The 24227-nt window shown below is 44.7% G+C and carries 14 protein-coding genes, 1 rRNA gene and 1 other annotated feature (1 of these 16 running past the window's edge); all 15 genes read right to left on the reverse strand.

The window, feature by feature from the left end; translation table 11 throughout:
* Nucleotides 1–3: 3 nt before the first annotated feature.
* The gene (locus HYV65_03200; protein ID MBI2463213.1) at nucleotides 4–1605 is read right to left on the reverse strand and encodes a site-specific DNA-methyltransferase; all 1602 of its coding nucleotides are present in this window, start codon (nucleotides 1603–1605) and stop codon (nucleotides 4–6) included.
* Between the two features lies 1 nt (nucleotide 1606).
* Nucleotides 1607–2677, reverse strand: coding sequence for a recombinase RecA (gene recA, locus HYV65_03205; protein MBI2463214.1), 1071 nt, complete (start codon nucleotides 2675–2677; stop codon nucleotides 1607–1609).
* A gap of 133 nt (nucleotides 2678–2810) precedes the next feature.
* Nucleotides 2811–3476, reverse strand: coding sequence for a helix-turn-helix domain-containing protein (locus HYV65_03210; GenBank protein MBI2463215.1), 666 nt, complete (start codon nucleotides 3474–3476; stop codon nucleotides 2811–2813).
* Nucleotides 3460–5643, reverse strand: a complete 2184-nt coding sequence (locus HYV65_03215; protein MBI2463216.1) for a DUF87 domain-containing protein — start codon at nucleotides 5641–5643, stop codon at nucleotides 3460–3462. The genes HYV65_03210 and HYV65_03215 overlap by 17 nt, the downstream gene beginning before the upstream one ends.
* Nucleotides 5644–5809: 166 nt before the next feature.
* A complete protein-coding gene (locus HYV65_03220; GenBank protein ID MBI2463217.1) occupies nucleotides 5810–6859 on the reverse strand; it encodes a DUF4325 domain-containing protein in 1050 nt (349 codons plus the stop codon).
* 301 nt (nucleotides 6860–7160) lie between these two features.
* Nucleotides 7161–7406 carry a type II toxin-antitoxin system HicA family toxin gene (locus HYV65_03225; protein MBI2463218.1) on the reverse strand — a complete coding sequence of 82 codons (246 nt, stop codon included), beginning with the start codon at nucleotides 7404–7406 and terminating at the stop codon, nucleotides 7161–7163.
* The gene (locus HYV65_03230; GenBank protein ID MBI2463219.1) at nucleotides 7393–7728 is read right to left on the reverse strand and encodes a hypothetical protein; all 336 of its coding nucleotides are present in this window, start codon (nucleotides 7726–7728) and stop codon (nucleotides 7393–7395) included. Before HYV65_03230 ends, HYV65_03225 begins: the two co-directional genes overlap by 14 nt.
* Before the next feature lie 339 nt (nucleotides 7729–8067).
* The gene (rpoC, locus tag HYV65_03235) at nucleotides 8068–11709 is read right to left on the reverse strand and encodes a DNA-directed RNA polymerase subunit beta' (protein ID MBI2463220.1); all 3642 of its coding nucleotides are present in this window, start codon (nucleotides 11707–11709) and stop codon (nucleotides 8068–8070) included.
* A gap of 152 nt (nucleotides 11710–11861) precedes the next feature.
* Nucleotides 11862–15170, reverse strand: a complete 3309-nt coding sequence (locus HYV65_03240; protein ID MBI2463221.1) for a DNA-directed RNA polymerase subunit beta — start codon at nucleotides 15168–15170, stop codon at nucleotides 11862–11864.
* Between the two features lie 567 nt (nucleotides 15171–15737).
* On the reverse strand, nucleotides 15738–18230 hold the full coding sequence (locus HYV65_03245) for a tetratricopeptide repeat protein (protein MBI2463222.1): 2493 nt from the start codon (nucleotides 18228–18230) through the stop codon (nucleotides 15738–15740).
* A gap of 167 nt (nucleotides 18231–18397) precedes the next feature.
* Nucleotides 18398–19513 carry a rod shape-determining protein RodA gene (gene rodA, locus HYV65_03250; GenBank protein ID MBI2463223.1) on the reverse strand — a complete coding sequence of 372 codons (1116 nt, stop codon included), beginning with the start codon at nucleotides 19511–19513 and terminating at the stop codon, nucleotides 18398–18400.
* An 82-nt stretch (nucleotides 19514–19595) separates the two neighbouring features.
* Entirely contained in the window at nucleotides 19596–20402 is an 807-nt protein-coding gene (locus tag HYV65_03255; protein MBI2463224.1) for a hypothetical protein, read from the reverse strand.
* A gap of 318 nt (nucleotides 20403–20720) precedes the next feature.
* A complete protein-coding gene (locus HYV65_03260; protein MBI2463225.1) occupies nucleotides 20721–21329 on the reverse strand; it encodes a hypothetical protein in 609 nt (202 codons plus the stop codon).
* Between the two features lie 825 nt (nucleotides 21330–22154).
* Nucleotides 22155–22266 (reverse strand): 5S ribosomal RNA (rrf, locus tag HYV65_03265).
* Between the two features lie 92 nt (nucleotides 22267–22358).
* Nucleotides 22359–24227: a sequence feature (possible 23S ribosomal RNA but does not have good blast hits on one or both of the ends), on the reverse strand (it continues 1462 nt past the right edge of the window).
* Nucleotides 22799–23212 carry a hypothetical protein gene (locus HYV65_03270; GenBank protein ID MBI2463226.1) on the reverse strand — a complete coding sequence of 138 codons (414 nt, stop codon included), beginning with the start codon at nucleotides 23210–23212 and terminating at the stop codon, nucleotides 22799–22801. Its footprint overlaps the feature before it by 414 nt.

Consider the following 24227-nt stretch of genomic DNA (forward strand, 5'->3'; position numbering starts at 1 on the left):
AAATTAATTTCCGTTTTTAAAATGAAAAATTATTTCTGAATATGGATTTCTATCTCGTTCTGTACGATTCAATACGGGGCGCTTAAACTGATTCACGATCTTCATTCCTGATTTTTCAGCAATTGCAGGATAGAGATTATATTTATCATTCGCAACAAGAAATGCATCAAAATCGTCAGTTAAAAATTTTCTACAATTAAGCAAAACTTTTGAGATTCCATCGACATACGATGCGCGTGCTTCTGCGCCCTGTCCTTTATAAAGAGGTCCTATTTCTAAACCATCATTACGCTCAAAGCCAAATAGATCGTATGCATAGGCATGCTGTTCGTGATAATCTATCTGACCTACATACGGTGGTGAAGTAAAGATACCTTGTATTTTTTGTTTTTGTAAAACTTCATAACACTGCTTATTTCGTTTCCTAACCTCTTTAAAAATATCAACTGTCCGCGAATCGGCAGGAATAACCGAGTAATGAGCGCCAGTTTTCAATCCGGAAAATATTTTTAGTCGATAAACTGTATCAGTCGCATAATAATCAAACCATGACTTGATAGAAAAAAGAGGCTTACATATTTTCTTATGCTTCCAGCAATAATAAGTAGTCAGTTGTGGTTCTTTGAGTGTCGCTAGGTCTGAATGAGTAGTGGCGCGACACGATCTAATAGTACGGCTTAAAATTACTGCTAAAGCTTTTTTGTTTTTGATATCCTTAATCTTTTTTACTTGCTCAAAGGCGAAGTCGATTTCTTTTCTAACATTTTTTATATACCACTTATCCAAGAAAGTCTTATCTTCCAATTGTTTTAATTCAATTCCATATTTTTTTACAAGATTCTTATAAATGCTTAAAAACTCCATTTCTTTTTCTGTGGCATATTTCTTTTCGTCATTGATTTGCCCACGCTGAACTTTATATTTAAAGTCTGGGCTTGGAAAATAAGAGTTATTAAACTCCGCCATAGATTCTAACAGCTCATTTTCAAATGCAATCATCTTACCATCTACCTCGTAACCCGTCATGGCTTGCTTAATTTTTTTTACCTCATTTTCAAGAGAGGTAATATCATAATCAAGTAACTTTACATCCGTCATCATGCAGTTGAAATGAGAAATATCGATGCCAATTGAATGCATGCCCATTTCAGTTGCTTGTACAAGTGTTGTGCCAGAGCCGGAAAACGGGTCCAAAATAATATCACCTGACTTGAAATACGCGCTTGTTTTAAAATCGTCGGTGTGGCTATCAATAAAATACTCTACTAATTGCGGAATAAACTTGCCCTTGTAGGGATGAAGCCTGTGGATATGTTTGGTCGTATCTTTCTCACGTAAATTGTCAAAAGATAATGCCCAATTTAAATCATTGCCAAGCTGCTTTTTCCAATTTATCTCTCTCTGCCCTTGATACGAGCCATAGTAATTTTTAAGATCACTAACATCAACAAAAATAGAGTTACCGCCATTGTGCTTTTTCACTTTCCCGTACTGCACCAAATACGAGATATTCGATTCACTAACATCACGCTTGAGAAAATCACTGGCCCACTGGCTAGCTTCTTTAATGGTTAGTAAATTTTTAGTTTGTTGTAAGATATTCATCTTACGCTTCGTGAATGCTCACTTTAATCTTCTTCTCAATTTCCTTGAGCACTGCTGAATTCTCTATCAAAAACTTTCGCGCGCCTTCCATGCCCTGGCCTAATTTGGTATCACCGTAGGCAAACCACGAACCCGCGCGCTCAACCACGTTATACTTTAATCCCACGTTAATTACATCAGCTATATAGGAAATACCTTCGTTGTACAAAATATCAAACTCCGCCGTACGGAAAGGCGCTGCCACTTTATTCTTTACTACTTTGGCATGTACTCTATTACCGATAATTTCTTCGCCTTGCTTAATTTGCGCGGCGCGGCGTACTTCTAGGCGCACTGACGAGTAAAATTTCAGCGCGTTTCCGCCAGTGGTTGTTTCAGGATTCCCATATACAACGCCGATCTTCATGCGGATTTGATTGATGAAAATTACTGTAGTGTTTGTTTTGCTGGTAATTGCCGTGAGCTTGCGCAAAGCCTGCGACATTAGTCGCGCCTGAAGACCCATGTGCGAATCGCCCATCTCGCCCTCAATTTCCGCGCGTGGCGTCAGCGCCGCCACAGAGTCAACGATGATTACATCAACACTACCGGAACGCACGAGCGCTTCCACAATCTCAAGCGCCTGCTCGCCCGTATCTGGCTGCGAAATAAGAAGAGTTTTAATATCTACCCCGATGCGCTTTGCGTATTCCGGATCAAGCGCGTGCTCCGCGTCAACAAATGCCGCGACTCCGCCGAGCTTCTGCGCCTGTGCCGCTATATGTAGCGTGAGTGTGGTTTTGCCTGAACTTTCCGGGCCGTAAATTTCAATGACACGGCCTCGTGGGATCCCTCCCACGCCAAGCGCGATATCCAACGACAAAGAACCGGTAGGAATAATCTCTATGTTTTTGGCCGGCGCATCACCCATTTGCATAATCGCGCCCTCTCCAAAACGCTTGCGAATATCGTTGATTGCCGCGTTCAGCTCTAGGGACTTGCCCTCCTTGCCCTGAGCATTGCCGAAGGGTTTGGCCTGGGATTTTGCTGAAGCCAATTCATCTTTTTCTTCTTTCTGTGGTTTCTTGGACATAAAATTTTTATTAATTATACTTATCTCAAATCTTAAATCGCAAAACTCAAAACTGAATCTAAAATCTCAAAACTTTTTCTGTAGATTTAAGGTTTGAATTGTAATTTTGCGATTTGCAATTTGAGTTTTGAGATTACTCACTCACTCTAATTATTTTTCTCATAACCTCCACCGATTGTCCATTATAACCAGATCCTTTAATGTATATTGTGTTTACGCCGTCGTTCAAAGATATGTCTATGCTGAAATTTCCGTCGCGACCGATATTTGCATTTTTACCTGCGATCGTTAAACGCGCGGCGTACTGCGCGTGACCCGTAATTGTAATCTGCTGATCATGGACTATAATTTCCATCGCCTGCGGAGAAAAGATGTCAATACGAGGCTGTTTAGCCAATATAAAATACTGATAACCAAAAAAAGCTGTAATAATCAATGCGGCGACACCTCCCAAAAAATAAAAGATGGGGCGAGATGTGATAACAAATGAACTTGCGGGCATACCAAGCCTTTTTTCACCTTGCCGCGCGCGCAAAAAGAATTCGTTTATGCGATCAAATTGATCTAGCAACTCCGGTTTGTCCGCATTGCAAGCTTCCGCCCAATGCTTAACAAACCCCCGCACGTACACGGGCGGGGGAAGCGCGTCAAATTCTTCTGCTTCAAGACGCTCCAAATATTTTCTTTGAATTTTTGTTCTTACTGCAAGTTGTTCTACGGAAAAACCAGCGTCCTCGCGTGCTTTCTTCAGCCGCTCACCAAAAGACAATATATTTTGTGTTTTATTCGCTTGGATCATAACTTTGAAAACTCTGGAATACCTCTCTAGGCTTAGCGCCCTCACCCGGCCCAACAACTCCTCTATCCTCCATCATATCTATCAAGCGGGCGGCACGCGCATAGCCGACGCGCAGGCGGCGTTGAAGTAGTGACGCTGAAGCGCGCTGGGCCTCAATCACCACACGCCGCGCTTCTTCATACATTGGGTCATCACCATCTTCCCCCATTTCATCAACTGCGTCAAAGTTTACTTCCTTTTTATGACTATCTACTATATCATCGATACTTTCCTGAGCCACATCCTGGCCAAGGCGCAGACTTTCTTCACGCAAAAAGTCTGCGACACGCTTTACTTCTTTGTCAGAAACAAACGCGCCTTGCACGCGACGAGGCTTGGAATTTTCCGGCGCAAGATACAGCATGTCTCCTGCACCGAGCAATTTTTCCGCGCCAGCCATATCAAGCACTGTACGCGAATCGATCTGCGATGCTACCTGAAACGCCATGCGCGCGGTAATGTTAGCTTTAATAAGTCCAGTGATAACCTCAACCGAAGGCCGCTGTGTTGCAAGCACTAAATGTATACCCACCGCTCGAGACATCTGCGCTAAACGCACAATAAGCGCTTCCGCTTCTTTGCCGCGCGATGTCATAATATCGGCGAGCTCATCGATGACAAGTACGATGTACGGCAATGGCCCGTTTTCCTCCACTACTTTTTTGTTGCTGTTATAGCTTTGAATATCGCGCGCGTGTGCTTTAGACAAAACCTCAAAACGATGTTCCATTTCACCCACTGCCCAGCGCATCGCATTCACCGCTTTTTGATTGTCAACCACAACTGGCGCGAGCAGATGAGGAATGTCGGAATATACCGGAAACTCCACGCGCTTCGGATCAATTAAAATAAGACGCAAAAGTTCAGGCGGATTTTGATAAAGCAAGCTTACAATAAGAGTATTGAGGGCAATGGTTTTACCCGACCCGGTACTGCCTGCGATAAGCAAGTGTGGCATTTTGGCAAGATTAGCATACACCGGCGCGCCTGTAACATCTCGTCCAAGTGCAAGAGTGAGATGGCCGATATGATTACGGAAATCTTCTTGCTCTACAATATTACGCAAACGTACCGTCGTAATACCCTTATTGGGAACCTCAATGCCTATAAGGGCGCGCCCCGGAATAGGAGCTTCAATACGCAGAGGGTGCGCGGCGAGAGCAAGAGAAAGATCGTTGTGCAGTGCCGTAATTCGCGCCAGTTTTATACCCTCTGCCGGTTTTAATGTAAATTGTGTTACGGTTGGGCCAATGTTTACCTCACCCATTTCTACATCAATACCAAAATTCTGCAACGTGCGCTTAATGATATTCGCGCTTGAAACTATATCGCCGCTATGCGGCTTGCCTGTATCCACTTCTAGCAACTCTGGCGGCGGCAAGCGAAAATCAGATGCCAATGCCTTTGGCGGAATTAATTCAAAATCATCTTTTTGCTTCTTTTCCGTTTTCTTTTCTTCTTTTAGTTTTTCTACGGAAGCTAATGTTGCTTTCGCTAACGCGGGATTAAGCTGCTCTATTTTGCTTTGTTCTCCAAACGTTTTTACCTCCACAGATTCTTCTTTCTTAACCACCTCACCATCTTCGCCCAGCAACTCTTCTTTTTTACGTTTAAACCACTTGCCTACCGGCACATTGAAACTAATAAGAATTGATGAAATAAAAGCCGTAACGAGAATAAGCGCCGCTCCCCATACACTAAAAAGCCGCGCGAGTGGCCAATCAATAATGAAACCCCACATACCACCGCGCGCGCCGTCATCGGTTGTAAGCGACAGAGCGCCTAGAATACTAGATAAAAAAAGCACGACGCCAAGAAAAGTTGCGCCATATACAGTCCGCCTCCATGAAGTAAAAAATATGACCGCCATTGCCACGAGCACCAAAGGCAAAATGTACCTTCCTATTCCCAGTAGCCAGTCAGAGAACTCCACAAGCATGCTTCCAGCGATACCGCCCATACCAAAAAAACTCATGGAGAGAAAAATAGAAGAGGCAATAAAAAATATACCCCAAACTCCTTTAAGCACATCGGGGTCAAGGTCAAAAAGCGGCTTTTTTTCCTTCTCGCCGTCTCGTAGTCTTTTAAAATCCTTATCGTTATTCTTACCGTTCTTTTTCTTTGCCATACATAAACATTATATACTAATTCTTCCAAATTTCCAAAATATATCTGGCCTTATGCACAGTAAACCGCTGACCCCGCTCAACGTCGCGCCCTTCGGCTTGTGCGGAGGGGTGTAGGAGAGGTTTTTGTCACCAAGGGTAATTTCTTTTTGCATTTCTGGGCAGATCTTATTTAGCTTCGTTCTGCGCCCGTTCTACCATGAATTTCACGCCATCCTCCATATTCTCTACTTCAAGCTTAATTTGAGGATGACTATGATGAAATACTCGGAAAACTTCGTCAGCAAATGCTTGCCCAACCGTGGGAACTTTATCAAAATCAAAAACGATTGTCTTAAATTTTTCCAGTCCAGCCAATACTCTGCGTGCCTGCGAACGAGAAATATGTACGCCACCAATCGTGTAAAGTTTTACACGTATCTCTGTTTTATCGAAACCATAGTCATTGCCACCGCCTGCCAAGTTAGTATACTTCTTGAAAACCTCATCCAAATGCCTTTCTGATGTTGCGGATATCTTGAAAGTCACTTGCGTCCCCCTCTTTATTTTATTCACGGTTTTGACAAAAATATCTGGCAAGTCGTTATTTACAATAAGCTGAAACCCGAAACTATCAAGAGTAAAATTATCTCCTACTTTTGAAGTAAAGAATATGCCTTCGCCCGAGTGCGACTTGGGCATAGTAGTTGTCTTGCCTTTCAATATATCTTGGATTGCTTCAAGCTCTGAATTAAGACCTCTCTGCTTCATTACGTTGCGAAAAACACCAATACCTGAATCTTTAACTACGAAAGAAAGCATCTTTTTTTGTACAGATACTTCTATGCCGATACGAATAGACTTGGAATGCTCAATTGCGTTATTAAGCATCTCTGAAAAAGCATACGTAAAGATACTACGCACGTTTTCAGGAAGATTTTTTAGCGTCGGAAAAGTCTGCTCAATTTGGTCCAGTACTATATGCTCTTCAAGACCTTTGTTCTTAAATGATTTAGCATAGATTAATGGAAATATTTCTTGGTGGGCTTTAGCGTATTCGTTGGTTACATAAAATGCCTTTTTTGTAGAACCAAGCTTAATAAGCTTGTTTTCCATAACAAGCTTGGATACTAAAAGGATTATATACTGCCGAGAAACTTTAAACTGCTCCACCAGATCCCTGGAATACAGCCTGCCTCGTTCCTCGGCCATTTGTAGTATTTGTTCTTCTGTTATCATAGATTGTAAAGTAATTGTAAACCAATCTATATTCAATTGTCAAGCAATTGACAAGTAACCCCAAAACACCGCCGCAGACCTGTCCAAATGAACCGAAATTCTCATCCGTCGCGCCCTTCGGCTTGTGCGGAGGGTGTAAGTAATAGTATTATCGCTAAGAGTGATTTCCTTTCGCATGTCCGAACAGATTCTTATTTAGCTTCGTTCTGCGCCCGTTCTATTTATTGAAGTTAAGCTTCAATGAGCTCGTTTAAGCTTAACTTCAATAAATAAATTTATCCTCTTCTATAAAGTCTATCGGCTACAATTCTTTTTGAATATCCTCCCAGGTCACACCGCTAATATTTTCTATTTCTTTAAGCACATAATATAACGTGGACTTCTTTAGGTCGTACGGCAGGGTGACAGATTTTTGATTCTTTGGCCATGTAATTTTATAATGGCTGCCATTTCCACCCTTTTCGTCTAAAACAAAACCAAGGCGCGCTAAAGCCTTGGCTAGTTTGTTCCTCTTAATTTCTCCTGGAAGTTGGCTAAGCGAGGGCATAATCCTTTTGCTCTGCTCCAACTTTTACAATATTAGCTTCTTTAGCGTAAGAAGAAGGAATCTCAAATGCAGTCAGAATCGCATCTTTAATATTCTTATCCAGTTCTGCTAAATTTTTGCCGCTGGTAATAATGGAACCGAAACGAAAATTATTAGACACGGCGGTGATAGTTCCATCTTCATTATTATGAAAGTCGAAAGAGATTGGCCGGTAATGCATCATATACTGGCTCAACTCAAAAAGCCCTTTTGGACGAAGATCGCTAGGGGTAAAAACTTTTTTTATAATATAATCATTTATAACTTTGAAAACTCTTGCCATATGCTGTACATTTATTCCTATGATAAATAAATAGTAACTATTGCTAATATGAATGTCTACAGTTTATACCGAATAGTAGACATTGTCAAGAAAAATGTCTACTGTTTTATTATAGCCCAAAAGCAGTAATTTATCCTAACATGCAATATGCATTTTTTACACATTGCTTTTTGTAGATTTGTTGAAGCGATGGGACTGTTGTACTTTTTGCAACAGTCCCATCCCGCCTAGATGGAGTGGTTATGAGGGAGTGTTATTCATGATTCACAATTCTGCATTCATGATTCAACTCAACAACAAAACAGCCCTTTTTTTGGGCTGTTTTGTTGTTGAGTTCTCTTACTGCTTCCCGTATCCTGTCCCTGCTGGGATTAATTTGCCTATGATGACGTTCTCTTTTAGTCCTCTTAGGCGGTCTACTCGGCCTTCTATGGAGGCCTCTATTAGGACTCTGGCTGTTTCCTGGAAGGAGGCGGACGAGAGGAAGCTGGTGGTTGTGAGCGCTACTTTGGTAATACCTAGCAAGAGAAGCGAGACTTTGGCTTCTTTTTTGCCGGCTTGCTTTAGTATGCGGTTTGCTGATAGCGCCTCTGAACGCTCCACCACTTCGCCCGGGCTGAATGTGGAATCTCCTGAATCCTCAATCTGCACGCGAGAGAACATTTGGCGGATAATTACTTCGATGTGCTTGTCGTGAATGGAAGCGCCTTGTGAGGTGTAAATCTTCTGCACTTCATTTACGATGTAGCGCACGGTTGGCTCCATGCCGACGTGCTCAAACAATTCTTTCAAGTCCATATGACCTTCGGAAAGCTGAACGCCAGGGGCGATTAAATCGCCTTTTTCAACAAGAATACCAACGTTTGGCGGAAGCACGTATTCACGAGTATTTTCCTCAACCGTGGTTGCTGATTTTTTCTTTCGCTTTGGCGCGGCTAAAGTTTTTGCGCTCTGCGTGCCGAGTGCAACGCGAATAATACGCTCATTCTCTTTGTAGATAACTTCTTCCACCACACCATCAACATCAGCGACTGTCGCGCGGCCTTTCGGCGCGCGCGCTTCAAAGATTTCCTCAACACGAGGAAGACCTTGCGTGATGTCCGCGCCACCTGCTACCCCTCCCGTATGGAACGTACGCATTGTTAGCTGTGTGCCTGGCTCTCCAATTGCCTGTGCGGCAACCACACCGACTGTCGCGCCAATTTTCACTGGCTTGTTCTGGCCAAGATCCCAGCCATAGCATCTAATACAAACACCGCGCTCTGCTTTACATGTTAGCGGTGAATACACGGCGACTTCAAGAATTGATTCATCACCATCGATGCGACGTGCGATTTGCGCGTCTATCATATCGCCTGCTTTGACAACTACATCTTTACCAATCTTGATGTCGTCTACCACATTGCGGCCGACAATTTTTTCCTCAAGCGGAAGTCCGACTTCGGCTGCCTCACTACGGCGAATGATAAATCCTTCTTTATCTGAGCATTTAGCGTCACCTACAACTACGTCCTGCGAAACGTCTACCAAGCGGCGTGTGAGGTAACCTGCGGTTGCTGTACGAAGAGCCGTGTCCGCGGTTCCCTTTCGAGCGCCGTGCGTGGAAATAAAGTACTCAAGTGCGGTAAAACCTTCCTTGAAACTTGATTCCACTGGCAATTCCATGGTTTGCCCAGCCGGGTTAATAACCAAGCCCTTCATGCCCATCATTTGATTTGGCTGTGACCATGAACCACGGGCGCCGGAGCTAATAATCATCGCGACAGAGCCGTGTGGGTCCAAATATTTTGGCACAAGTGCCGTTACTTCGTTCTTTGCTCCGTGCCACACGTCAATAATCATGTTGCGGCGTTCCTGAACGCTCAACAGACCTTCGGCGAATTGCTCTTTTATTTTATCAACACTTGCGTGCGCGCGATTGATAATTTCTGCTTTTTCTTTTGGCACTTCCAAGTCGCCCATCGCCCAGCTCACGCCGGAAATAGTGGAATAATTAAATCCAATGTCTTTGATGCGATCAAGCACCGCGGCGGCTTCGTCTCTGGTATAACGTTCAATAATGTCGGTCGTGATATTTTTTAGCATTTTGGCGCTGAACTCTTCGTTCACAAAACCAAAATCATCTGGCAAAACGCGGTTGAATATCACGCGGCCGGCGCATGTTTCAATATATTTTTCATCGGCATTGGCGCGAGCACCAACTGGCGCTTCTTTATACCAAGTGCCTTTTGCAATTTTAATTTTTGCTTTAATACCCACAATATCGCAATCGTTTGCAAGCACTGCGTCATCCCCCGTTGCAAACACCATGCCCTCGCCTTTTGCACCTGGCAAAATCTTGCTCATCCAGAAAGCGCCGAGAACAATATCTTTTGTCGGAGTTACAATTGGGGAACCGGTCGCAGGCTTAATAAGGTTGTGCGAAGAAAGCATAAGCTCTCCTGCCTCTTCCTGTGCCTCCACTGCAAGTGGCAAGTGCACGGCCATTTGGTCACCATCAAAATCCGCGTTAAACGCAGTACAAACGAGAGGATGTACTTTAATAGCTTCACCTTCAACAAGAATCGGCTGGAACGCCTGAATACCGAGTCGGTGAAGAGTTGGCGCGCGGTTAAGCAGAACATACTTGCCCTTAATCACCTCTTCCAAAATATCCCATACCTCTGGCGGCGCGGCCTCTATTATTTTACCCGCGGCGCGCACGTTATACGCAAGTTCGCGCTCAATAATTTTTTGTATAACAAATGGGCGAAACAGCTCAAGCGCCATTTTCTTTGGCAAACCGCACTGGTGGAGCTTTAAACTCGGACCAACCACGATAACAGAGCGGCCTGAATAGTCCACGCGCTTACCAAGCAAGTTCTGGCGGAAACGCCCTTGCTTTCCTTTCAACATGTCAGCGAGGGATTTGAGCAAACGCTTGCCGCCGGTTGTGGCGGTAACGGTCTGGCCCTTGCGCGCGGAATTGTCGATAAGCGCGTCGACTGCTTCCTGCAGCATACGCTTTTCGTTGCGGCAGATAATTTCCGGCGCGTTAATTTCCTGTAATTTCTTTAAACGATTGTTCCTATTTATAACGCGGCGATAAAGATCGTTAAGATCTGATGTCGCGTAACGGCCGCCGTCCAACTGCACCATTGGGCGCAAGTCTGGCGGAAGAATCGGCAACATTGTCACAAACATCCACTCTGGACGGATTTTTGCTTCCGACATGCGGCGAATCAGGCTCAGGCGGCGCTGCGCTTTCTTCTGCGCGAGTCCGATGGTGGTTGAGATTTCTTCTATCAATTCTTTGCGGATTTCTTCCAAGTCCATTTTTTCCATTATTTTACGCACGGCTTCAGAACCGGTTGCCGCGGCAAATACCTCGCCATATTTCAAGCTTGTGGTGTGGTACTCGATTTCCGAAAGTATGACTGACGGGCGCAATGCGCACAGACGATCTACTTCTTGATCGCGAGATGCTTTCAAGTTTGCCTGATCTTCTTTGTCTTTGAATTCTTTTATCTTCCGCTTATACTCATCATCAATTTGCTTTAATGCCGTGTCGCGCTTTACTTCATCAACCCAATGCACAATATATGAAGCGTAGTAAACAACCTTTTCAAGCTGCTGGACTGGCACGTCAAGCGCCATTCCCATTCGGGAAGGAATACCGCGCAAAAACCAAATGTGCGCTACAGGCACTGCCAGTTTTATATGCCCCATACGCTCACGGCGCACAGCGGCGCGGGTTACTTCAACTCCGCACTTATCGCAGATAATCCCTTTGTAACGAATGCGGCGATATTTACCGCAGTAACATTCGTAATCTTTTTCCGGACCGAAAATGCGCTCGCAAAACAGACCGTCTTTTTCCGGTTTTTGCGTGCGGTAGTTAATGGTCTCTGGCTTTGTAACCTCACCGTGAGATTCCGCGAGGATTACTTCCGGGCTTGCGAGACGCAGGCGAATGGCGGAAAAATCAGATATTTTTGGCATAGGATGCAATGATAATGTCAAAGCTCAAATTACAAATGTCAAATCAAATCCAAATGACTAAATGTCAAAAGTTTTGGATTTTAGATTTTGACATTGATTTGTAATTTGACATTTGGATTTTGACATTAAGTAATAAATTAAATACTTTATATTTATTTCTCCTCCAGTCCCTGATCTGATTTTTTCGTCTCGACTTCGACCTGCAAGCCAAGAGATTTAAGCTCTGACACAAGAACGTTGAATGATTCCAAAAAATTCGGTCTCTTTAATGCCTCATTTTTGATGATAGATTCGTATGCCGCGGCGCGTCCCATCACGTCATCAGATTTAATAGTGAGCATTTCCTGAAGGGTGTATGCGGATCCATATCCTTCAAGAGCCCACACCTCCATTTCTCCGAAGCGCTGACCGCCAAATTGCGCCTTTCCACCAAGCGGCTGTTGCGTAATTAGCGAGTACGGGCCGATTGATCGCATGTGAATCTTGTCCTCCACCATATGGATAAGCTTCAATATATACATATAGCCGACAGTAACTTTTTGTTCAAAAGGAAGACCCGTGCGACCATCGTAAAGCGTGATGCGTCCATCTTTCGGCAAACCGGCTTTTTCAAGCTCGTTACTGATGTCCTCTTCAATTGCACCAGAAAATACCGGCGTTATTGCTCGGTAATCAAGTTCGTGTGCCGCCCAGCCAAGGTGTGTTTCCAAAATTTGCCCAATATTCATACGTGAAGGCACGCCAAGCGGGTTTAAGATAATATCAACCGGAGTACCGTCTGGAAGGAATGGCATATCCTCTACCGGCAAAACGCGGGAGATAACACCTTTGTTGCCGTGGCGTCCCGCAACTTTGTCGCCCGCGCCAATGTTGCGAAGTTCCGCAATTTCAATTTGAATTGATTTAATAACACCGGCTGAAAGACGATCGCCGTTATCACGCGAGAATATCTTTACGCCGACAACGCGACCGCGCTTGCCGTGCGGCATAGTGAGGGATGTATCTTTTACGTCGCGTGCCTTTTCTCCGAAGATTGCGCGCAACAGCCGTTCCTCTGCCGTGAGATCTGCCTCACCTTTAGGAGAAATTTTTCCTACCAAAATATCGCCGGGCCCAACTTCCGCGCCGATACGCACAATGCCCTCTTCGTCCAGGTCTTTGAGTTTATCTTCGCCGACATTAGGAATGTCGCATGTTGTAACCTCGGGACCAAGTTTTGTTTCACGCACATCAATCATAAAGTCTTCAATATGGATTGAAGAAAAAGTATCGTTACGAACTAGCCGTTCACTGATAAGCACCGCGTCTTCAAAGTTTCCGCCGCGCCAAGGAATGAACGCGACCAGAATATTTTTGCCGAGCGAAAGAACGCCGTCTTTCACGGATGAGGCATCTGCCAAAACCTGACCACTTTTTACTTTATCACCTGGTTTTACAAGCGCTCTCTGATGGATAACCGTGTACTGATTAGAGCGCATGAAAGTATTTAATATATAGGTAAATGTTTTGCCTTTGGACAGGCTGGATGCTGAAGTTTTAAGAACAATCCTTCTGCCATCTGCTTCTTCAATTTCGCCATCGTCATCGGCAAGCACAACAAGACCAGAATCTTGCGCGACACGATCCTCCATACCAGTACCGACTAGCGGCGCTTCTGGCCGAACACACGGCACCGCTTGGCGCTGCATATTCGAACCCATGAGCGCGCGGTTTGCATCATCGTGTTCCAAAAATGGAATAAGTGACGTGGCAACGGAAATTGACTGTGTCGGCGAAACGTCGATGTACTGCACGCTCTTTTTATCAATAGCTACAGGCGTGCCTTTCACGCGCGCGGAAACTTGCGCATCAAAAATTTTGCCATCTTCGCCTACGCGGGTTGCGGAAGACGCGATTGCCGCGCGCTCCTCCTGCAAAGCATTAAGATATTCCATTTCATTTGTAACTCGCCCGTTTTCTACTTTGTAGTACGGCGTTTCAATAAATCCATATTCGTTAAGCCGCGCGTATGAGGCAAGATGGCCTACCAAACCGATATTCGGACCTTCCGGTGTTTGAATAGGACAAATGCGGCCGTAGTGTGACGGCTGAACGTCACGTACATCAAATCCCGCTCGTTCTCTCGTAAGTCCGCCGGGGCCTGTGGCTGACAAACGGCGCTTGTGCTCAAGCTCCGCAAGAGGATTTGGATTATCCATAAACTGCGACAGCTGACCGGTAGTGAAAAATTCTTTTACGATCGCCATGAACGGACGAGGGTTAATAAGCTGCGCTGGGGTCAATGTGTACACATCGAGTGTGGACATGCGGTCGCGGATAATACGCTCCATGCGTGTTAAACCAATGCGCAAACGATTTTGCAAAAGCTCACCTGCCGCGCGAACACGGCGGTTGCCCAGGTGGTCAATGTCGTCTGGATGCGCCTCTGGATCGTTGTTCATGCGAATAATTTCCGCGATAACGCCAATAACATCTTCCATTAACAAAACGCGCTGTTCTTTTGTATATTCTTGTGTTTTTGGCGGTGTAATGCCAAGCATTTCATACGCTCCGGCCAAACGCTGGTCTAGCTTCCAGCGGCCAACGCGTGAAAGGTCGTAGCGATCAAAGTTGAAGAACATGTTTTCAAACAAATTCTTGGCATTATCAATCGTTGCTAGATCCCCGGGGCGCACTCGCTTATAAATTTCAATGATTGCTTCGTCCGCAGTTTTGGCGGTGTCGTGCGCCAACGTCTCTTCTATATATTTTGCAGATGGATTGATATCTACTTTGGCAAACGCGGCGCGAATTTGGTCATCCGTTTCCATTGGCAAAAACGCCTGCTTTTTAGCGCCGTTTTCCTTTCCTTTTTCCTTCTTGCCCGTTTCTCGCGATAAGACTCCGCTCATTGCGCGCAAAAGCATACTGACAGGAACTTTTCGACGCCGATCAATTTTTACCGCCAAGAATCCCGCGGGATCAGTTTCAAACTCAAGCCACGCGCCACGATTTGGAATAATTTTAGAACCAAATAGTTGTATCCCGTGCCAATTTTGCGACGTGAAAAAGGCGCCCGGCGAACGAATAAGCTGAGAAACTATAACACGCTCAACACCATTAACCATGAATGTTCCGCGTGTTGTCATTAGGGGAAATTCACCCAAATACACCTCCTGCTCTTTTATTTCACCTGTTCGCTTGTTGTGAAGTTTCAAACGAACTCGTAGTGGCGCCTCGTATGAAGCATTGTGCTCACGAGCAGTCAGCTCCGTATATTTAAAATCATCTAAATGGTACTCACCAAACCACAATTCCAAATCTTTTTCGCCATAATCACGGATAGGAGAAATCTCATCAAATAGCTCCTGCAAACCCTCTTTCCAAAACCAATCGTATGACTGGCGCTGAATCTCCAGCAAGTTTGGCAGAGGCATTTCGCGATAAGTATGGTGAGAGAAACTTTTCACACGTGTTGCCATAGAAATAATTTAATAATTATTTACAGATATAGAACAATGAAATATCGTGGCTTCATTGTCTCATTGCTTCATTGTTTCATTGTTGGCTTCATTGATAGAAAATAGAAATACAAAAAAGACACCAAAACCCGGCCCTCGTTGGTCGGGTTATTAAATATTCAATTTAAGACTGATACTGGTTCACGTGTAGATAAAAATGTGAACGTTTATTATTCTCGTATCTTACATGAGCTAGAAAAATATGTCAAGACTTCTGATTGTTACTGCGCACACCCTCTCATAACTGGCTTTACGTTGAGGTTAAACCTTACCAGATTACATTGTTCCATTGCTCTATCGTTACATTGTTACATTGTTGCATGGTTTCATGGTTACATAAACAATGAAACAATGGAGCAATGAAGGGGAAATGTAACGGTCGGCAATAACTGCTCATGCGTCTTCAAAAATGGTTTATGTAAGCCAAATCATTATCCGGGGGTGTGAGCAGTTGCTTCGGGCTATGCTTACCGCCTATGTGCTATCGCCGCGCGGGCAGTTGTCGGTAGTCGGCTAGCAAGCAACACATTAAAGCCCCGAAGGGGACTTGCTATCCTCCTGCGAAACAGGCTCTTCGATGCGCTGATCAAGTGGCGGTGTTATCCCGTCTAGGGCTCCTCTGCCCTGTTGCAAGTTATCTACAATTTTTTTGACCTCGCTATTATCCGGGTTAAGTTCTGCCACTTTTTGAAATTGTTCCAGCGCCTTTTGCCCCATGTCCTGTTTATCATATATAACACCAAGAAAATAACGCGCGTTGGAATAGTTGGGTGATAATGTTATCGCCTTTTTAAACTGCTGTTGTGCTTTCGCGATCTGATCGTCAAAATAGTACAGCACGCCTAATTGATATATTACACCAATATCTTGAGGATTTATTTCCTGCGCCTTAATTGTCTTTTCAATAGCAAGCGAACGATTGCCCTGCCTGTCATATATTTGCGCGGCGAGAAAATGCGCGGGCGCGTAATCACTCTTCTTTTCAATGGCTTTATTCACGTAATCAATCGCATTGTTAAGATAGTCTGATTTTTGCTGACGCGCCTTAGCAACATCATCTTGCGAACCCTGTTGCGCTGAAAGCCGTTTTATCACCATTTCAATCTTATCCGCGCTGTTTACATAGGTTTGCGCGACCAATAAATCAGCGGCAGGATTTTTGGGATCAAGCTGTTCTGCCTTTATATAGTTATCAATTGCCAATGATTCCGCGCCTCCAACCGCAAAAAGAACACTGTCGTAGATGGCGCCAAGCTGTTGTAAATTAAGCGAATCGATCGGATTTGCCTGAATAGCAAGCTGCGCGAATTGCGTTGCGGGAGTAAACTTCTGCTCAAAACTCTTCTGAAGATTATTAGAATCGCCGCCAGAATTTTTCTTGAGAACATCAATTGCCTGCAGAGCATATAGCTGAGCCAATGTTCGTAAAAAATTATCGTTAGACGAGTCCAAATTAACTGCCAGTTGAACGCGAGATGTGGCTTTGTTCAAATCCTGATTGCTGTTATATATCTTTACACCAGAAGTATGAATGGCGGCGGCCACATATTTTTGAACATGCCAATATGCAGTCATGATAATGAAAGTTAGGAGCACGATGGTAACAAGCGAAACTCCAAAAATACGCTGCGGCAAGCGCGCAAAATAGAAACTGTACTCGGTAATCGCGTTACCCGCCCGAAGGCTTGCGATAACAAGTCCGGCAAACAAAAAAGTAAATAATAGTGTTGTAAGGTCTGCCGTATAAAAGAATAGTGAGAATGTCAGGAAAACAAATCCCGCGAACGCAACAATAGCCGACTTTTCAAAGGGAGAAGCTTCCTTGTTAAGTGTCGTAATTCCACGCATGCTGACTGCAAGAATATAAGCCAATGTGCCGATAAATAACACTGTTCCGACCACACCTAACGAAACCAAAATTGTTGTAATGTAAGAAAACCCTTGCATAAATCGCAAGCCGAAAAATGCGGTCTGGTTAATTGTGAGTGGACGATATGCCAGATATTGGTACGTGAATGTAGCTGGTCCTGAACCAAGTATTGCTTTTTTCCAACTTGAAGCGAAAGATTCTTTGGCAATTTGTATAGAGGAATTTAAGCTTGGGCTCACCCTTGCCGGCAAGGGTTGTATAAGATTTGCCATCGGAGGCCTCACGAAAAAAAGAACCGCGGAAATAATCATCAAGACAAGAAATACGCTATAACTCGGAAGCGCGTGCTCTTTTTGCTGCGCGGAAACAGGTTGCTTTAAGCTCTGCATAATCTGCCATGAGGCAACTATGGCAAACGCAACCATAAGACCCAGCCAAACAAATGGCGTGTTTATAAGCAGAAGCGTAGCCATTAAAACAAGCGCGAAACATCCAAATAAAATACGCAAATTCAACGAAAGGCGCAAGCTTGCCAAGATTCCAGAGACAACGACTAATCCTAATCCAAGAAAAACTCCAAGATTTGGTATGGAGCCGATAAGATTGAAGGCGTTGCTTCGTGCAAAATCAAGAGGAATAATATATATGCCAAAAAATTGCAACAAAGAATAAACCGCCACAACAACCGCGGACCCGCTGAACGCAAACAGCAAAGTTATTATATTTGCCAAATCCCTCACCCAAATAGGCACAAAGAATAAAGCGCCTAATATAAGGAGTGTGCCTAATAACGTGTCGGGCTGGCTATTATTACCCCAGATACTTACCACGGACGAAGTCGAAAAAATAGTTGAAATGCCAACGAACGCGAAAAATCCCAACGCCGCAAACCAAAGCGATGTCTTGGGAACATCAATACGGCCGACAGCCAGTACCTTAGCCAGCCAAGCCCCTGCCATACATAATATTGCCAAACCCACAAACAATTCTTTTGCGTCTTCAATTGGCTGAGCGGTGAATGGCAGAAACCAAATAGGTATCAGCCCGAAAAGAATATAGGCGCACGCAAGGCCCACCCTATCCCAAATCATACCTTTTATAACTGTGTTCTCAACGACATCCACTTTTGGTTCTATTGTAGTGTTTTTCATATAAATATAATCAACGAATAACGAATCCTACACGAATATACGAATACTGCTTAGCCGATTCGTTTATTCGTAACAAATTCGTTATTCGTTGATGATCTGCTTGATGATATTAATAATAATCATAAAATCTTTAAGTCACTATTCTACAGTATAGCACAAACCCTCCCCTACTCTGCAATAGTCGCGTAAGAGAAAAAACTGTGCGATCTCATAAAAATGCTTTGTAAGAAACCTAACGCTATAAAAGAGCTGACGATACTGCTTCCCCCGTAGCTTACAAATGGCAAGGGAATTCCAGTTATTGGCATAACGCCTACATTCATTCCAATATTTACAAAAGATTGAGAAAACAGCATCATGGCAAAACCCATAGAGGTGAGGCGCGCAAAATTATTCGGAGAATTTTTGGCAAGCTGTATAATCCGCCATATTAGCAAGGCGAAAAGGAAAAGCACAAGGCCGGCACCGATTACGCCAAACTCCTCCGAGATGGCAGCGAAAATAAAATCCGTGTGCATTTCTGGCAAGAATCCGAATTGAGTTTGCGTACCGTGGCCTGCGCCCTGGCCTAGCCACCCGCCGGAGCCAACAGCCGTGATTGACTGGATTGCGTTGTAACCATTACCATGCGGATCTTTAGTTGGGTCGAGGAATGTCAATACGCGCGCCCTCTGATAGTCGTGCAAGCCAAAGCTCCACGCTAAAGAAATAAGCACTATCGCGCTAATAATAAGAATTACGATCTGCTTATAATTTATGCCAGCCACAAGCATGACGCCAATCCAAATGCTAACAATAATAATAAATGAGCCGAGCTCTGGCTGTAATATCACAAGGAAAGATGGGACTGCCGCATACAATCCGGAAACAATAATATGGCGAAAGCGATATATCTCTATATGGCGCATGGCAAAATATTTCGCCAGCAAAAGAACCAATGTAAGCTTTACAAACTCTATCGGAGTAATAACAAGGGGACCAATAACAAGCCAACTTTGCGCGCCTCTGATTGCAGACCCCACAATTAAAACAGTAGTAAGAAGAATGGCTCCAAGGATGTAAATGACTAAAACAGGCAATGAGTAATGACGAAAAATACGATAATCAATCGCGCTTATCGCGACAAATAGCACGATACCAAGCATTATCCATAAAAATTGATGTTCAAAAAAATTATAATCCCCGCGCGCGATATTAAACTGCGAAATTAAACCGAGCGCCGCGAGTGAGATTGCGGCACCGACCATATACCAGTCGTAGCGCTTGAGTAATGATAGAATCATGAATGGTGAATCATGAATTGTGAATCATGAATGGTGGGCCTAGTATTCATTATTCACTATTCATGATTCGCTATTCTAATTGTCAGCCTTTAATTAAATTATCCGCCAAAAAAAGATTAGAATTGACATATATATCATATCGCTGAGCTTGCGCGGAAAATGGCGCCGACCAAAAAACCGTAAACGCTCTTTTCTGGCCGCTTGGAAGTGTCTGCATGTCAGAATGGTTTACGGCTATAGGATTATTTAAAGCATCAAAAACAACCATATCAACATCGATAAAGCGCAGACCATATGGTGAATTATTTGATACCACGCCAGATATTTTTGCAAATATATTAGAATCGCCTAGGGGCATTTCCAGCTTCTTTTGTTCAACAGAAAAACCGGGGTCAGTATATCCATCAATTTTCTTCCAGTCTACGTTAGTAATTTCGAAAGAAACACTGGCTGGATCTTGTGGAATCGCAATAGCCTGCCGCACGACGTATCTTGCGCCGTGAGGGAGTATATATGTTGTTCCTGTTATGGCGCTAATCTCTTTGCCAGAATTATCAAGAATATGAAAAGCATAATCTATCTCCTGCCCGCCGTAAGTGTAGTTGAGATTTTCAATTGAGCTTGCAAGATCATAAATTCCTTGCTTTTGACGAAAGATTTTTGCCCATTTAACATCAATTTTCTGCAAAAGCGTTTCTTCGGGTGTAAGGCAAGCAGAGCAAGCGCCGCCGCAATCCACGCCCGTTTCGTTTTGGTTTTGGATTTTGTCAAAACATGTACCTACATAAACTTGTTTTGGCCAAAAGACAAAAGCTAGCGCGCCCACGGCGAGGAAAAAAATTATATACGTGGCGCCTATAACAATTCTTTTTTCTATGCGGTTTAACATTTGTAATTTCAAAATTATTGAAGTTCAAAATTATTGAAGTTAAACTTCAACTAGCTAGTTGAAGTAGTTGAAGTTTAACTTCAATAATTCTTCCTTGCGCATTGTAATTGTATTTTACATTTACTATAGGAATTTGGATAGATTGACCGTGTTAGAAATTAATGACAAATTTCTAAAATTAAAAATAGGGGGCTCGCTTTGTGCGAGCCCCCTATAAAGTATTGCGATTAAAAAACAAAAGGCGAGAGTAGAAACTCTCGCCTTTTAGTCTCCCGATCGGGAGACCTTGATCACCTCCTTTCTCTAGGCAGAGACGGACTACCACGTCCCTGCCAAATCCCTATCCTCCCACGTCGCCGCCTCAACCCCAGAGGCGTCGGTGGCGACGTGATAGTAGTGGGACTTTGGCCCACCGTACAGCCGCCCGCTGTACGTGGTGCGGAACACCGCGCCGGCGGACATGAGCACGGCGAACTGTTCGCCGCTACCCATATTGCCGGCATCGCCCTGGGCGATCCGGCCGCGGGCCAATATCTGGCCCGGGAACGGCAGGAACGTGGGATTCGCCGGGGTGCTGGGCAACACTCCGGCGTCGGGGTGGGCATACGTCGAGGGCCCACCCCATATAGCCCCCTTAGTGGAGGTCACCAAAGTGACATCCACACCGCAGGCCGCGCAGTCCGCGGCCTCGTCCTCCGTGTAATACCCGTCGGCATCCTTGTGCCGCCGGGTGCCGTAGTTATTGGCAACCTGCCCTCGGCTAGGGCAGGAAACCTCACCGCGATCGCCTGTGTGGCTATTGCCGCCCCGGTACCCAATCGGGGTCGGCAGAACCACGATGACCGCGTCCTCGCTCAGCGAGGCGCGGTCATCGACCGCGATCAGCTTCGGCGCGCCATTGCGCGTCGTGCCGATCCTCGCGGCCATGAGCCGCGAGGCCAGCACAGTCCCGCGATCGGCGGAGTGCGCCACGCGCGTGCCACCATCCGCCCGAGCGGAGGTGACAAACGCTTCCCCACACCGCGGGCACGTGCCCAACGGCGTGGGGATTGCGGTGATACTGCCCCGGTCTGGGCAGGGCCGCATCGGGACGTTCTCCACGGCCAGAAGGCCGAGAGTGCGCCCCCGACCCGCTTCGCCAACGGCCACGACTGGGGGATAGTCGTGCCATTGGCAAGCCGGTGCGCCGTGATGGCGCCGCCGGCCACGACCTTACCGCCCGCGGCGGTAAAAATACGATACATGACTTGCCCCTTTCCTGCGAAGCCCAGCGCTTCTGCCGGCTCCGCCTCCCCCTCGCGTCCCATGACGCTAGTGAAATTTAAATTTAAAAATATATGAATCTAAAAGCCCGACACACCAAGTGTCGGGCTTTGTCTGCATTATCCCGCAAGACAGGGGCTAGGCGTTTATTCAACCCACCGATGACTAAGCCCGTCTGTGGAAAAATACAGTTCTTTACAATCTCGTGAAGCCCACGAGCTATTGTAGCTACTCTGGTAATAGCCAATTTATGCCACAGTCCAGAATGAACCGTTGTCGAGGGGAAATCTATGATCATCCTAGTGGCCATAGAGTTTAACCACTACCACCCTATGGGCATAGTGAGAGAACCCGACTGTTCGTTCTAGATCACACCAACTGTCTGCCTGCGCTGTATGGGTGAGGCCTTAATCCGACTGAAAAAGTCAATAGCAAAAATCCTGCCAGTTAACTGGCAGGATTTTTGCTATTGACCCTATTCTAATCATTCAACGGCGGCTACCTACTTTCCCGGGACGAACCAAGTATCATCGGCCTTGGAGCATTTCACTTCTGTGTTCGGAATGGGAACAGGTGGGACAACTCCAGTATCGCCGCCATTGAATGACTACAATAAAATATTCTTTGACGAAATAAACAATTAAGATTCTTTTATTGAAAAGAGCCTTGTAATTCTGCGGTTGCGCATCATACAAATAAAGTCGGATATACTTAGTACTGCTCGGCTTAATCCCTCTCGGGGCTTACACCTGCAGCCTATCAACCTGATAATCTTTCAGGAATCCTGAGTTCTAATCTTGGGGCGAGTTTCACGCTTATATGCTTTCAGCGTTTATCTCTTACGAACGTAGCTACCCAGCAATGCTCTTGGCAGAACAACTGGTAGACCAGAGGTTCGCTCTCTCCGGTCCTCTCGTCACTTTTCCCCCTATTTCTAGGAGCGCAGACTATATCTTCATCCTCTCTAATTTTAATTAGAGTAGGAGTTGGCGTATTACCCATATGTCAGCGTATTCTTCCTTGTCAGCCTCTGCATGAATTACAAATAAATGTAATTCAACGCTTAGGCTGAGTGGAATACTTGCAGAACATATAAGTCGTTATGTTCGATTAATCTCAAACATAATCAGTCGTTACGGGGTTAAATCTAGAATTTTATACAATTCGCTTTTTGTTTTCTTCCTCTTAGTAACGTAATTTTCTCTTTGGATTACTAAGATAAAGTCAACAAGTTCTGCTAATTGCTTTTTTGTTAGCTGATTAAATTTTGTAGAGGCTAGAATTTCGCATGCTTTAAGTAATGCGGAAGCTTGAAGTTCCTTGAAACGAATATAAGGCAATAAATTTTTAAGAATATCTCTTATTTGCTTATAACCATTTATCCGAAGCTCGGTCATCCCATCATTTCTTTTGGAAATATAACCGATTCTTAGAATTTCTTGTATCCAATACAAAGTTTTTTCATGTCTGGTGTCTTGATAAAAACAAATGACTGGCATAAATCGAATTCCGATTGCGCCATCCTTACGCTTTTTTATTTGAAGCATAAGACTTCCGTCTCCATCAAGGAAACCAGATATGTACGCTAACTCAATTTTAGATCGACTTCCCACGGTATTATCTTATCACATTCTGGTCCTCAAGCAAATTCCGACATATCTAAGGACCGTGTGATATGTTTTCTCATTCGAACCAAAATAATAATTAAGATTTCACCGTTATTAGCCAAATTGTCATCGCAAATTACTTCGCGAAGTAGCAGGGCCTTAAAGGCCTACTAGGAGAGACCCCCCTCAAAACTCGACGCCTGCAACAGATAGAGACCAACCTGTCTCACGACGGTTTGAACCCAGCTCGCGTACCGCTTTAATTGGCGAACAGCCAAACCCTTGGGAGCTTCTCCACCCCCAGGATGCGACGAGCCGACATCGCTGTCGAATTTTTTTGTGATCCATACTTTCATATGGCTTAGACTATATCTTCATCTCGTCTCGGATACCAGTGTTAAATAACACATCATATCTCAATTTTTTTGACGAGAGTCGGCGTGTTGCCTTGCACTAAATGGCAAAGCCTCCCCTTTCGGGTCAGTCGTTACGGGGTTACAACCGGTGCCAATGCACCGGAAATCCCAAATCCCAATTTTCAATTTCCAATCAAATCCCAATTACTTAAATCCCAAAACGTTTTGGTCATTAAATCATTTAGTCATTGATTGGTCATTGGAGTTTGGTCATTGGTCATTCCAGCACTTTGTGCTGGTCGAACTTCCCACGGTGTTGCCGGGCGACATGTCTCTATCATGTCACTGACGGGTTCTCCGTTATAAGCCGAATTTGTTGGTAGAGCATTGCTGCTCTAGCACCCCGATGTTTCAAGGTGCCAAACCGGGCCGTCGATATGGACTCGCGGGCCCGATTAGCCTGTTATCCCCAGGGTAACTTTTGTCTGATGATCTTCTCCTTTTCTATGAAAAAGAGTCGGTTCACTAAGTTCTGCTTTCGCAACTTGCCAATGCTCCGCATTGGCACACTGATATACACAGATACGAACACGGATATA

It is taken from the genome of Candidatus Spechtbacteria bacterium, from assembly GCA_016188605.1.
Taxonomy (GTDB): domain Bacteria; phylum Patescibacteriota; class Minisyncoccia; order Spechtbacterales; family JACPHP01; genus JACPHP01.